This window comes from Alteromonas sp. IB21 (assembly GCF_016405965.1).
In the GTDB taxonomy this organism is placed as follows: domain Bacteria; phylum Pseudomonadota; class Gammaproteobacteria; order Enterobacterales; family Alteromonadaceae; genus Alteromonas.
Map to the genome: position 1 here is coordinate 92486 of NZ_JAEFCD010000009.1, position 13855 is coordinate 106340.

Consider the following 13855-nt stretch of genomic DNA (forward strand, 5'->3'; position numbering starts at 1 on the left):
TTCGTGATAAACTAACCGCTCAAATTGAGAAAGAGCAGCGATACGTTATGAACCAACAACCCAACAACCCGCTTCACGGCCTAACGCTTGAGAAAATCGTCACGCAACTTCACGAACGATATGGCTGGGATGGGTTGTACTACCGTATCAAAGTGAACTGCTTCAATAACGACCCTTCTATCAAATCATCCCTTAAATTTTTAAGAAAAACACAGTGGGCAAGAGATAAGGTCGAACAATTGTATATTCAGACCTTTGTCAATTAAGCGCTATCTCGAACTGATAGTGATAGTCTCTCCAAGGCAGTGTGTATTTGAACAATGGCGGCGTCATCCATGAGTCTGTACCCGCAACACCACGCTGCTTAAAGTCAATATTGATAAAAGCATTTGGCTTAACCGGGATTTCATGTGGGTGTAGTCCGGTTTTTTCCGTTGTGTCGTAATCCAGCCAATCTGTGTATTGCGCATTAAAGCCTATCAATGGCCTGCCTTTGAACGTAATAGACGGCGTCTCTGCATTACTTTTTTCAAAGAAACTCACTTCGTAAACATCCGCTCTATGTCCGTTTTCTTGAGGCCTCACGTAGCCATGGCTTAATTCAGCAATGGGCATTGAGTATCGCCCAAAAAATGCAGAGCTTTTGCGATCCCAGTAATTTTCGTGTGGACCACGGCCAAACCATGACGCACTCTCATAAGTGTCGACGAGCTCTAAGCGATAACCAATTCTAGGAAGCGCTGGGTAATATTGGTTTGGTGCGGCGAGAAACCATGCATCAATCAGTATATTGCCTTCATCCGTCAGGGTATATGTTGTGTGGTATTCACTTTGTACGGTAGGAAAACGGTGTTTCGTTACAACACTTATGGCCCCGTTTTCTTCTTTTTTAATTATAGAAATTAATTCAGCATGTTCAGCAACGTCAATCCAAACCTTACTTTTTTGCGGGAATCCCTCACCGAAGTCGTTGTCGGTTGGCGCTCGCCAGAACCAAGGGATCATCGGCGTTTTCAATACCTCTTTTCCTTTCTTCTGCACTGAAGAAAGCCACCCCGTATTTTTGCTCACCGTGTATTCGTAATCTTTAAAGCGAAGTATCAGTGCAGCACTTCTCTCTTCAATACCGCCATTTGACTTAACAGCCCCTTTTTCGTTATTTTGAAATGGTTGCGACAGCTGTATTTTTGCAACCACATCTCCTTTTTTACGACCTAGGGAGTCTGATTTTTTAACAAAGTACAGATTAGTGTGATAACGATTTTCATTTTTCATCTGTGAGATGTTTGGAATGGCTATTGTCGCGCTCTCGCCTGGTGGTATTGAGAGCGTTTCAACTATTCCACTTTGAAGCACCTGTCCCTGTTCAAGCCTTTCCCATCTGAGATAGACATCGTCGAGCCCGGTAAAGTAACGACCATTTCTGATAAGAACCCTGTCAGCACGACTAGAATCCCACTCTGCAAATATGTTTTGATAAATGTGTTGCACCTCATAGGCGTGAGGATGCAATTCGCGATTAGCGGTGAGTAGACCATTTGCAGAAAAGTTACCGTCGTGATACTGACCTGCTTTTTCAAAATCACCTCCATAACCTTGATATTCGATCCCTTCATTTGTTGTGGTGGTTATCGTTTGGTCTACCCAGTCCCAAATGAACCCGCCTTGTAACGATTCATGTTTATAAATGAGATCCCAGTACTCTTTTAAATTCCCAACCGAATTTCCCATAGCGTGCTGATATTCACACAGTATCATAGGCCGGTCACTGCCTATCTCAACGAAACTCTGCATGAGGTCAAGCGAAGCATACATTTGGGCGTAGACGTCGGTATGAGGACGCAGTTGCGCTTGCTCAAACATGATAGGGAGCGATGTTCGTTCTTTAAGCCAGTGATATAAGTATTCGGTGTTGTCACCATCTCCACTTTCGTTACCCGGTGACAACATCACGACAGACGCATGGTTCTTACTCGCCTCATACATATTGCGAATACGATCCACATACGCGTCTCGCCACTCAGGCATGTTGACCATGTGATTTTCAGCAATATAACTGTGCCCTTGATTTGCGGCGCCTACGCCATGCGACTCAATGTTCGCTTCATCAACAAGATACATTCCATATTCATCAGCTAAGGCGTACCATAGAGGGTGATTCGGATAATGTGAGTTGCGCACCGCATTTATATTGAGCGACTTCATTAGTGTAAGGTCTTTTCGCATCGACGCTTCTGAAATCACATGGCCGGTGAGGGGATCATGTTCATGACGATTTACCCCTTTGAACAACACAGGTTTGCCATTAATCAGGACGTTGCCTCCTTTCAGTTCGCTCGTCCTAAACCCTGCACGAAGCCACACGACCTGTGTGACCTCTTTCGCTTTATTCAGCAGCCTTAGCCTCACCGAGTAAAGTGCGGGAGACTCATGGCTCCAGAACTGTACCCCTTTTACAACCGTCGGCTGAACGATGGCGACAGACCTATTTTCTTGACTGCTAATCGGCTGGTTATCGCGTAAAACCAAATCACCGCTTTCATCATAAACAGTGAAATCAACCATGCTGTTGCTGGCTTGATTCCCTACTATAGAAACCTCTGCTCCAAATAACCCATTTTGATAATCTGTCGTGGTCGTGGTAGTTAACCTGATATCTTGGATGCGTGTTTGAGGGGTCGCATAGAGATATACATCTCGTTCAATACCGTTTAGTCGCCACATATCCTGTAGCTCTAAATAACTGCCATCCGACCATCTATAAACTTCAATAGCCATAGTGTTCTGCTTGCCTGGAACGATGAATTCTGTGATATCAAATTCAGCGGCAGTTTTACTGTCTTGAGAATATCCAACATATTGCCCATTCACCCACAGTTTAAACGCTGATTTTACAGCGCCTAAATAGGCAATAACGGTTTTTCCATTCCATTCTTCAGACACCTCAAAAACCCGTTTATATCGCCCCGTTGTATTGGTGTCACGAGGGATTTTATTAACCGTGAGCGGATTCTCATCAGGTGCAAAATCGGCTCGCATATTGACGTAATTAGGCACGCCGTAGCCGTTTAAGGACCAATTTCCGGGCACCTGTATAGTGCCCCAATCAGCTGTTAAGGCGTCGTTTTCGTAAAAACGCGTAGCACCGGTAAAAGGCGACGAAGACAGTTGAAATTGCCATACACCGTTTAAGTTCAAGTAGTTTTGGGCGTCCCATGGTGTGTAGACGAATTTATTCGGGTCTTGAAAAAAAGAAAAAAAGTGTGATCGTGCTGGAAGACGATTCTCTTGCACAATTGTGGGGTCCTCCCACAGCGCTTGAACTTCTTCGGAATAAAGATGATGAGAAAATACGCTTACAAACGTAAAAAAAAGCAGGATTACTTTCCTAGGTAACGTCTTAATTTTATTATTTTTTAGCACACGTTTTCTCCACCATTGTTTGAAATTTCATTATAGGTAAACGTTTACCCCAGGTAAAGCCAAGTGTGAAGGAAATGTAAAAAAAGCGGCCTACGCCGCTTTTCTCTTTTGATTGACACGACTACGCGTCTTTATAGAGCGTTTCTATCCACTTCTCTTCATTAATGAAGTTCCAGCTCCAGTCAGCCCATTTGTCGTCTAAGCCCATCGCTTTAACATCTTCAAGGGTTTTGCCGCCTTGTTTAAGCGCTTTGACGTAGTCAAACGTTTCGGTGATCATGCTCAAAAACGCGGTGTATTCCTGCTTGTTGCTCATATCACCGTGACCAGGAATAATGACGGTGTCATCATCAATTTTGGCTAGCAGTTGTTTAACTGAATCCATATAACCTTCTACGTTTCCACCTGCACCTTGGTCAATGTAAGGAAAGCGTCCGTTGAAGAATAGGTCTCCTGTGTGCATTACATTAGGTTGCTCAAACCACACTACACTGTCGCCATCCGTATGCCCTACTGCTAAGTGCATCACGTGAAGGGTTTCACCATTAAAGTAAATTTTAATTCCATCTTCATAAGTGATAGATGGCAGCGCTTCTGGCTTTATTTTCTCGTCATTAGCTAAGCGAACACGCACATTTTCGTGCGCCAGAATGGTCGCGCCTTTATGGCTGTGGAAAAACGCATTAGAGCCTGTGTGGTCGCCGTGATAATGCGTGTTTATCACATACTTTGGCTTGTCACTCCCGAGCTCACCAAGCTGGGCCGCTATCTTTTCTGCAAGCGGCGCAAATTGATCGTCGATGATCAAAACACCGTCTTCCCCAGCAGATACGCCGATATTTCCACCTGCACCTGTAAGCATGTGCACAGAGCCCTTAATTGCCGTCGCTTTAACTTCGACATCGGCAAACCTATCTTGTGCGTTTGCAGTGTTAATTGTTGAAAAAACAAAAGGGCTCGCAGCAATAAACCCAGCCATAATGCGTGCGCTAAAACGAGGTGCAGTTTTCATTATTATTTCCTTGAAAGAAACCTGTTTATATAAGACCTCTTACACTATGACTTAAATTCACAATTAGATCATTTTTTCATCATCGGGAATATTGCCGACATAAGCAAAACGGGGGAGTGTTTCTCCGTCTTTTTCAACCGACTCAACAAACATATCTAGGGGACGAACCCAAAGCGCTTTCTTACCGTAGCATGGGCGGTATACCACTAGCTTACTTTCATCTTCTGAATGGGTAGCCACTTCGTATACATCGTATAAGTTCCCTTTGTAGTGCTTATAGCGACCGGGGGTTTTAAGTTGTTTTGAGTCCATAATGTCCTTCGGTAAAAGTAGAGTGAAATCGTAAGGGTGTATATGTTGAACGCTTTTTTGTGTAGCACCATCGTGTTGAGTATAACAAGCGACTGGGGTAAGGCTATAGCGCATGAGTATTTAACAAAAGCCTGTGGTGTATTTCACCTAACCCTGTTCAAAAGGCAACACCAACTGCTGTGTTGATTGGTCAGCGGCAAGGCCTATATGCACGCCCACAAGTCGAATCCCCCGCCCCGTTGCCCGCTCAAAGGCTTCCTGCATGAGTGTACGAAAATACGCTTCATCGAGTGTGGCACAGCGGTGTTCTACCGTAGTTAGTTGGAAGTCGTTAAACTTAAGCTTAACGCCCTGCGTGCGAATACGTACCGGTTTACCCGTTCGCTTCTTGTGATTTTCCATTCGCTCTTGAAGCTTCTCAAACAGGTGCGGCAAAAAATCGAGGCACTGATCGAACGTGTGTATATCTTCGTTTAACGTGCGTTCTACGCCGATAGACTTGCGTTCACGAGATACGGATAGCTCACGCTCGTCGATCCCGTGAGCACGCTCCCACAGCACACTGCCAAATTTACCCAGCTCTTTTTGAATGCGCTCAAAAGGGTATTGGCGAACATCGTCGCAGGTATTAAGCCCCATACGCTGAAGCTTTTGCATGGTGACTTTGCCTACGCCCGGTATTTTCTTTAGTGGCATGTCGCGTACAAACTCATCGAGCTTATCAGGAGTAATAACACAAATTCCATCGGGCTTGTTTTCATCGCTCGCCACTTTAGCCACAAACTTACAGGGCGCCACTCCTGCTGAAGCGGTAAGGCCTAGTTCGTTTTGTATACGAGCACGTATCTCTTCAGCTATTAATGTAGCACTGCCACCACAAAACTCACTGTTGGTAACATCTAGGTAGGCTTCGTCTAATGATAGAGGCTCAATGAGGTCGGTATAGTCAGCAAATATCTTACGTATTTTTTGCGACTCAGCAGCGTATACATCCATGCGCCCTTTCACTAGAGTGAGGTTAGGACATAGCTTTAAGGCATACGCTGTAGCCATAGCTGAGCGCACACCAAATTTACGGGCGGGATAGTTACAGGTAGAAATAACCCCTCGACGGTCGGCACTGCCGCCTATCGCAATGGGAATATCGCGCAAGGCTGGGTTGTCGCGCATTTCAACTGCGGCGTAAAAACAATCCATGTCGACGTGGATAATTTTTCGCATTACCTGCCTTTGCTATATCGCTACAAACGTAAAACTGTACAAAAAGACAGTATATTACTAATTGCGTTGAATTACACTATCTCCTTGGGGACTCTAGATAGAATTAAAGATTCAAGCATATGATTAACGGCTTTATGAAAATGCATTCTGTGTCGGTTTACCTGGCTAGATAAAGCCAAATTTTACGTTTGTTTCTTTACTCCAGAAGAACATGGCCTTGCTGGTACAAGTATCGCACTGGTGAATATCTTACTGTTCAGCTCGATACTTCTGAAAACATAGTTGATGAAAGGGATAATTATCCATATTACAACGCAAATAACAGGATAATTATCCGTATTAATATACAATTTATGGGAAAATAATCCCTAGCGAGTTGAGTATGGCAAGTGTAGCTGGTCACAAAAAACTATTTCCCAAACAAAAGAAGATCCTCACCACTTTTGGTGAAGACTTATTTCTGGCTATGAAACGCCGAGAATTCACCAAATCATTGGTAGCCGAACGTACAGGCTTAGATCCTAAGACCATCACTAAAGTATTCAACGGCGACCCTGGTGTTGCTATTGGCGCTTACTTAAAAGTGATGGCGGTATTCGGCATGGAAAGTAACTTTGCTGATATAGCCGGGCACGATGAGTTGGGAAGTAAACTTCAAGACATGAAGTTATTGGAGAAAAAGCGATGAGTCGAGTAACTGCTGAAGTTTATGCTTCTTGGTTACTAATAAAAGAGCCAATTTTGGCTGGCTACCTTTTATTTCAGGAAACATCACGAGGTGGCGTTTTTAGCTTTGAATACGATAGTGATTTCTTAACGTCTCCGTTTCGCATGCAGCTCGACCCGTCATTAGCATTAACTTCGGGAAAGCATTATAACGATAGAAGTGATAAGAACTTCCGCGTGTTTCTAGATTCTTGCCCAGATCGTGGGGGCGAGTTATTGATGAAACAGCGTGCAGCTCTCGATTTTAAAAATGGCCACAGAGAAACCGCTAGGATGACTTCAATGGACTATTTACTTGGCGTTCATGATTCCTACCGGATGGGAGGTTTACGATTCAAAACATCTCCAGAAGGCAATTTCTTAGATGATAATGCTGAGTATGCCGCACCACCAATGGCATCACTTAAACAACTAGAATATGCCTCGATGATGATCGAAAACGATGAAAACATTGATAGTAACGAGTATTACCATTGGTTAAGCATGCTCATTGCGCCAGGCTCTTCATTAGGTGGTGCTCGCCCTAAAGCGTGCGTGCACGATGACAACAATGATTTGTGGATAGCCAAGTTTCCCAATAGTAACGACACTATAGATGTCGGCGCTTGGGAAATGGTCTGCCATAAGCTAGCCCTTGATGCTGGCATTGGCATGTATCCATGTGATATTCAAAAGTTTAACTCTACTCATCATACGTTTATCACTAAACGATTTGACCGAGATAAAGGTCAGCGAATACATTTTTCATCAGCCATGACTCAACTTCAATACTACGACGGCAGAGGCGAAACAGAAGACGGGAGTTACTTAGGGCTAGCAGAATTTTTAACAGTAAATGGCTCGCAAACTCAAAAAGATTTAGCGCAGTTGTGGCGCCGTATTGTGTTTAATATTGCGGTATCTAATACCGATGACCATTTACGTAATCACGGCTTCTTGCTAACAAAAAAAGGCTGGGCACTATCACCTGCCTATGATTTAAACCCGTCTATTGATAAGACCGGCTTACACCTAAATATAGATGACATGTCAAATGAGCTAGATTATGGTTTGGCATTTAGTGTCGCTGATTACTTTAACTTGAAAGAATCTGAAGCTAAGAAAATCTATGACGAAGTGATGCTCTCAGTGAAAAACTGGGAAACTGTTGCATCTGGCATCGGTATTAGCAGGCAAGAGCAACTTGGAATGCAGGAAGCATTTAGGGTTTAGAATAATTACAAGATTAAGCTTAGAGTGAACAGAAACAAAAAAGCGCTGTCGATTTACTCTAACAGCGCTTTTAAACCTTAAACCAACGATGGGTGAAGCATTACAAAATTTGGTTCTGCTTCCACTCGTTTAGTTTTTTCTGGCGGGCTTCTTCTTTTTCCATGCGCGACTTTTTACGGTCACACGGTTCTGGACAGTCACAGGCTTTTTCAATACCTAGTGCACCTAAGCCACCACAGCTTCCAGAGATTGATTTTTTCTGAAAAAGGTAACCTACGGCCATTGCCAGTACCATTGTGAGAAAGAAACCAAAAGCAAGAATGAATGTAGACATTGCTACCCCCTAATTATGAACTGTGACCAGTTTATCAAATTCTGGCGACGCATACTCTTCAAATCCGTCTTCCGTGCGACGAATGAGAAATACAGCAAGTTGTTCTTGCTCGGCAACCGCTATCGCCTGCTCCCACCCCATTACGTTAAACGCCGTAGCTAAACCGTCTGACGTCATTGAAGAAGGATGTACTACCGTGACCGAAACCAAATTATGAGAAATTGGTTTTCCCGTTGTGGGGTCGATTAGGTGCGAGTATCGAACACCGTCTTCTTCGTAGTAGTTACGATAATCGCCTGATGTGGCTACTGCGTTAGTACCAATAGACACCACTTTCTGAACAGCACGTTCAGTGGTAACCGGTTTTTCAATAGCAATAAGCCATTCACTGCCATCACCACGCTCACCTTTCACACGCATTTCACCACCTATTTCTACAAGGTAGTTTTCAATACTGTGCTTTTCAAGGATCTCAGCCACCTCATCAACGCCGAAACCTTTAGCAATGGTCGACAAATCCACATACAGCATAGGATGGCTTTTCTTTAAGCCCGTCGGCGTGGTTGATAGCTTCTTATATCCCACATACTCTCGAATCTCGTCGATATCTGCCTGGCTCGGTACTTTTTCAGGACGCTTGGTTGGGCCAAACCCCCATAAGTTGACCAATGGGCCAACGGTTACATCGAGCACGCCGCCACTAAGGGTTGCCAAGCGTAGTGCCTCGTTCACCACAGTTAGCGTATCTGGCGACACAGCAAAGTTATCGGTATAGCGATATTGATTGAACCGAGATAGTTCTGATGTTGGATCATAAGTCGACATCATTTTGTTCACCTCTACGAGGCGAGCGTCTATTTCAGCCTGTAAGCTTTCTACCGGCGTTTCAGCTACAAGGTATTTTACATTGTAGGTTGTGCCCATAGTTTGGCCCTGAAGGTGCACTATAGGCGTTTTGTCATCGCTACAGCTTGCTAGTAAAAGAATACCTATAGCAAAAAAAGCGAGAAAAATTCGAATAGCAAATCGAATCACATTGTTGTCCTTACTAACATGTACACCGCCATAAAGGAGTGATGTACGTTGCGCGTGAAGCTTATACAAAAAAGGGGCATACGCCCCTTTCTATATTGCTTGTTAGCTTGGTAGATTAACCACCGAAGTCATCCAGCATGATGTTTTCGTCCTCAACACCCATATCTTTCAGCATGTTGATTACGGCCGCGTTCATCATAGGTGGTCCACACATGTAGAACTCACAGTCTTCTGGAGCAGGGTGATCTTTCAAGTAATTCTCAAGAAGTACTTGGTGAATGAACCCTGTGTAACCTTCCCAGTTGTCCTCTGGCTGAGGATCAGAAAGTGCTACATGCCACTCAAAGTTGTCATTTTCCGCCGCTAGCTCGTCGAAGTCTTCAGTGTAGAACATTTCACGAAGTGAACGTGCACCGTACCAGAAGCTCATCTTACGCTTAGACTTCAGGCGACGAAGCTGATCGAAGATGTGTGAACGCATTGGAGCCATACCAGCACCACCACCTACGAATACCATTTCATTTTCAGTTTCTTTCGCGAAGAATTCACCGAATGGACCAGAGATAGTCGCTTTGTCACCTTCTTTCAGGCTCCAAATATACGATGACATTTTACCAGCAGGTAGGCTTAGGTTATTAGGTGGCGGCGTAGCAATACGCACGTTCAACATAATAATGCCTTCTTCTTCCGGGTAGTTCGCCATTGAGTATGCACGAATTGTCTCTTCGTCTACTTTAGACTCGATGTCAAAGAAGCCAAAACGCTCCCAGTCACCGCGGTACTCTTGAGGAATTTCAAAGTCTTTGTACTTAACATGGTGCGCTGGTGCTTCAATCTGAATATAACCACCTGCACGGAAAGGTACACTTTCACCGTTAGGAATTTTAAGCTTAAGTTCTTTGATGAAGGTTGCTTTGTTATCGTTAGAGATAACTTCACAATCCCACTTCTTAACACCAAATACCGACTCTTCAAGTTCGATTTCCATGTCTTGCTTAATAGCAACCTGACACGAAAGTCGACAGCCCTGACGCGCTTCACCTTTGGTGATGTGGTCTAGTTCAGTTGGAAGAATTTCACCGCCACCTGAGTGTACATCTACACGACACTGACCACATGAGCCACCGCCACCACAAGCAGAAGATACGAAGTAACCTGCGTCAGCTAGTGCACCAAGAAGTTTGCCACCCGGTGCAGTTTTGATTGCCTTGTCTGGGTCACCATTGATAGTGATAGTTACATCACCACTTGGTACCAATTTAGACTTGGCAAACATAATGATAAATACTAGCGCCAATACGATGGCAATAAACATGCCGACGCCAAGAAATATTTCTACGTTATTCATTTATATGCTCCCGAGCTCTATTACAGCTGAATACCAGTGAATGACTGGAAGCCAAGTGCCATTAGGCCAGCGATCATGAATACAGAACCAAGACCACGAACACCATCAGGCATATCAGCATACTTCAGCTTTTCACGTACTGCCGCTAGCAATACAATTGCTAGTGCCCAGCCCATACCACTACCAACGCCGTAAACGATGCTTTCAGTGAAGTTGTATTCACGCTGTACCGCAAACGCCACACCACCGAAGATTGCACAGTTAACGGTAATTAGCGGAAGGAAGATACCTAGTGCGTTGTAAAGCGCAGGGAAGAACTTGTCTAAGCTCATCTCTAGAATCTGTACCAACGCCGCAATAACACCGATAAACGTTAGGAAGTTAAGGAAGCTTAGGTCAGCTTCGGGGAAACCTGCCCATGCTAGTGCGCCTGGAGCAAGAATGTTTACATAAATAACTTGGTTAACAGGTACAGAGATACCTAGTACCACGATTACTGCAACACCAAGACCCATAGCAGTTTTAACTTTCTTAGATACCGCTAGGAATGTACACATACCTAAGAAAAGTGATAACGCCATGTTCTCAACGAAAATTGAGCGAACAAATAACGACAAATAATGTTCCATGACTTACTCCTTAGGCTCTACTTGCTCTGGACGGATAGTACGGATAAACCAAATCATACCGCCGATTAAGAAGAATGAGCTGAATGGTAGGATCAACAAACCGTTACCCTGATACCAGCCACCGTTTTGAACCAGTGGAAGAATTTCGAAACCCAAAATAGTACCGAAACCAAATAGCTCTTTAATTGTACCAATAACAATTAGAATGAAGGAGTAACCCAAGCCGTTACCAATACCATCAAGGAAGCTCATCAGAGGTGGGCTCTTCATGGCGTAAGCTTCAGCACGACCCATTACGATACAGTTAGTAATAATCAGACCAACGAATACCGACAGCTGCTTCGATATTTCATACGAATACGCTTTCAGAATTTGGTCAACAACGATTACCAACGATGCAATGATGGTCATCTGGATAATAATTCGAACGCTAGATGGGATCTGGTTGCGAATTAGTGAAATAAACAAGTTTGAGAACGCTACAACGCTGGTAAGCGCTAGCGACATTACCAATGCTGTTTCCAGCTTAGTGGTTATTGCCAGTGCTGAACAGATACCCAATACCTGTAGGGCGATCGGGTTGTTGTCCAGGATTGGCCCAAAGAGGGCCTTTTTCATTTCTTTAGTATCTGCCATGAGACTTCCCTTATGAACGCCATGCTTGGTTCTTCAGGAACTGGCCGAAGCCTTGCTCGCCTACCCAGTAACGTACTGTGTTTTCAACACCGTTGCTGGTTAGGGTTGCACCTGAAAGCGCATCGATAGTGTGAGGATTGCTAGGGTTAGCATTTTTCACTACGCGAATAGCAACTTCGCCATTTTCGTAAAGCTCTTTGCCGTCCCATTTGTCCTGCCAAGCAGGATTTTGCACTTCACCACCTAGTCCTGGCGTTTCTTTTTGCTGATAGTAAATAAGCTCGCGAACCGTTTGGCCGTCTGCATCTACCGCTAAGAAACCGTACATAAGATCCCAAAGGCCGCTGCCGTGTACAGGGAGGATGATACGAGAAACATCACCTGCGTCGTCGCGAACTAAGTAAACACTGGCCACGTTAGGGCGGCGTTGGAAACCAACATTGCTGTTAGTTACCTTAGTGCTGTACTCAGTTTCTTTGGCTGCTTTATACATATCGTAATCTGGCTTTGGCGCTTCAACAAACGTGCCTTCTTCAAGATTTACATAACGCTGTTCTACTCGCTCGCTGTACGTGCTTTCAATTGCGCTATTGCTCATGCCCATTTCGTAAAGGCCTGCAGCATTAAGAATGTTACTCTTTTTATCAAGAGCAGCGTTTGTTTGTTGTAAAGTGCGAAGGCCAACAGCCGCGCCAGAAACAACAATTGAACAAACTAAACATACGGCAACAACAATACCTACCGTTTTGCCTAAAGATTCTTTCTTAGCCGACACGTGCTACCCTCCGCTTGATATTGCTTTGTGCGACGAAATAGTCGAACAGTGGCGCCCACAAGTTAGCAAATAGAATTGCTAGCATTACACCTTCAGGGAAGGCTGGGTTTAGGACGCGGATTAGTACCGTCATGAAACCAATGAAGATACCGTAAGCCCACTTACCTTGGTTTGTGAACGACGCAGAAACCGGGTCTGTCGCCATAAAGAACATACCAAAAGCAAGACCACCAACAACAAAGTGCCAGTGCGCAGGCATTGCAAACATCGGATTAGTATCGCTGCCGATTAGGTTTAGCAGGGTTGCGAAGAACGCTACACCAATCGCTACACCAGCAACAATGCGCCAGCTTGCTATACGCATGTACATGATGAACAAGCCACCAAGAATAATAGCAAGTGTTGATACCTCACCCGCAGAACCTGAGATAGTACCGATGAAGCTGTTCATCCACTGATCCATGTTCGCGTAGTCAAGGTTGCCAGAAGCCGCTTGGCTTAGAGACGTTGCACCAGAATAACCATCTGCCGCTACCCATACTTGGTCACCTGAAATTTGTGCAGGATACGCAAAGTAAAGGAATGCACGGCCAGACAATGCTGGGTTAAGGAAGTTACGACCTGTACCACCGAATACTTCTTTCGCAATGACGACACCGAAGGTAATACCTAGTGCAACTTGCCATAGAGGAATAGTAGCTGGAAGTGTTAGTGCGAACAGTACCGATGTAACGAAGAAACCTTCGTTAACTTCGTGCTTGCGCACAGACGCGAACAATACTTCCCAAAAACCACCAACAATGAAGGTAGTGGCATATATAGGTAACCAGAAACATGCGCCGTAGAAGAACATGCCTAGCACGCCAGCGTTCGACAAGTCACCGCCAAGAGCAGCATACAGGCCCGCTTGCCACGTATCAGGTAGTGTTCCTGCACCAGCAGCAATTGCTTCTTGTGCTTGGAAACCGATGTTATACATACCAAAGAACATAGCTGGGAATGTTGCCATCCATACCATGATCATGATGCGCTTAAGGTCAATGCTGTCACGCACGTGCGTGTTAGCTTTGTTTACTTTACCCGGAGTATAGAAAATGGTCGCCGCAGCTTCGTAAAGCGCATACCACTTTTCATGCTTACCACCTGGTTCGAAGTTTGGTTCGATCTTTTCTAAATACGCTTTTAAACCCAT

14 protein-coding genes are annotated in these 13855 nt (G+C 44.6%); 3 read left to right on the forward strand and 11 right to left on the reverse strand.

What is annotated here, in order from left to right:
* The first annotated feature begins 47 nt into the window (after positions 1–47).
* Complete coding sequence (locus JC525_RS08285; protein WP_198815401.1) at positions 48–266, forward strand: VF530 family DNA-binding protein; 219 nt, start codon at positions 48–50, stop codon at positions 264–266.
* Here the strand turns inward: JC525_RS08285 and JC525_RS08290 are convergent.
* The 4 genes from JC525_RS08290 to dinB form a co-directional block, all read right to left on the reverse strand.
* A complete protein-coding gene (locus JC525_RS08290; RefSeq protein ID WP_332874089.1) occupies positions 259–3294 on the reverse strand; it encodes a glycoside hydrolase family 2 TIM barrel-domain containing protein in 3036 nt (1011 codons plus the stop codon). The genes JC525_RS08285 and JC525_RS08290 overlap by 8 nt on opposite strands.
* Before the next feature lie 250 nt (positions 3295–3544).
* A complete protein-coding gene (locus JC525_RS08295; RefSeq protein ID WP_198815402.1) occupies positions 3545–4435 on the reverse strand; it encodes an MBL fold metallo-hydrolase in 891 nt (296 codons plus the stop codon).
* Positions 4436–4498: 63 nt separating this feature from the next.
* On the reverse strand, positions 4499–4747 hold the full coding sequence (locus JC525_RS08300) for a DUF1653 domain-containing protein (RefSeq protein ID WP_198815403.1): 249 nt from the start codon (positions 4745–4747) through the stop codon (positions 4499–4501).
* A 147-nt stretch (positions 4748–4894) separates the two neighbouring features.
* Entirely contained in the window at positions 4895–5968 is a 1074-nt protein-coding gene (gene dinB / locus JC525_RS08305; RefSeq protein WP_198815404.1) for a DNA polymerase IV, read from the reverse strand.
* A gap of 382 nt (positions 5969–6350) precedes the next feature.
* On the opposite strand from dinB, the gene JC525_RS08310 reads away from it, so the two are divergent.
* Positions 6351–6656 carry a transcriptional regulator gene (locus tag JC525_RS08310; protein ID WP_198815405.1) on the forward strand — a complete coding sequence of 102 codons (306 nt, stop codon included), beginning with the start codon at positions 6351–6353 and terminating at the stop codon, positions 6654–6656.
* Entirely contained in the window at positions 6653–7906 is a 1254-nt protein-coding gene (locus tag JC525_RS08315; protein WP_198815406.1) for a type II toxin-antitoxin system HipA family toxin, read from the forward strand. Before JC525_RS08310 ends, JC525_RS08315 begins: the two co-directional genes overlap by 4 nt.
* A 100-nt stretch (positions 7907–8006) precedes the next feature.
* Here the strand turns inward: JC525_RS08315 and nqrM are convergent, their stop codons facing one another.
* From nqrM to JC525_RS08350, 7 genes are all read right to left on the reverse strand, one after another.
* Entirely contained in the window at positions 8007–8240 is a 234-nt protein-coding gene (nqrM, locus tag JC525_RS08320; RefSeq protein WP_014950791.1) for a (Na+)-NQR maturation NqrM, read from the reverse strand.
* A gap of 9 nt (positions 8241–8249) precedes the next feature.
* Positions 8250–9275, reverse strand: a complete 1026-nt coding sequence (locus JC525_RS08325) for an FAD:protein FMN transferase (protein WP_198815407.1) — start codon at positions 9273–9275, stop codon at positions 8250–8252.
* Between the two features lie 115 nt (positions 9276–9390).
* A complete protein-coding gene (gene nqrF, locus JC525_RS08330) occupies positions 9391–10623 on the reverse strand; it encodes an NADH:ubiquinone reductase (Na(+)-transporting) subunit F (protein ID WP_198815408.1) in 1233 nt (410 codons plus the stop codon).
* Between the two features lie 20 nt (positions 10624–10643).
* Positions 10644–11252, reverse strand: a complete 609-nt coding sequence (nqrE, locus tag JC525_RS08335) for an NADH:ubiquinone reductase (Na(+)-transporting) subunit E (protein ID WP_014950794.1) — start codon at positions 11250–11252, stop codon at positions 10644–10646.
* A 3-nt stretch (positions 11253–11255) separates the two neighbouring features.
* Positions 11256–11888, reverse strand: a complete 633-nt coding sequence (locus JC525_RS08340; protein WP_014950795.1) for an NADH:ubiquinone reductase (Na(+)-transporting) subunit D — start codon at positions 11886–11888, stop codon at positions 11256–11258.
* 10 nt (positions 11889–11898) lie between these two features.
* Positions 11899–12663 (reverse strand): Na(+)-translocating NADH-quinone reductase subunit C, encoded by a 765-nt coding sequence (locus JC525_RS08345; RefSeq protein WP_198815409.1) that lies wholly within the window; start codon positions 12661–12663, stop codon positions 11899–11901.
* Positions 12653–13855 (reverse strand): NADH:ubiquinone reductase (Na(+)-transporting) subunit B, encoded by a 1203-nt coding sequence (locus tag JC525_RS08350; protein ID WP_198815410.1) that lies wholly within the window; start codon positions 13853–13855, stop codon positions 12653–12655. Before JC525_RS08350 ends, JC525_RS08345 begins: the two co-directional genes overlap by 11 nt.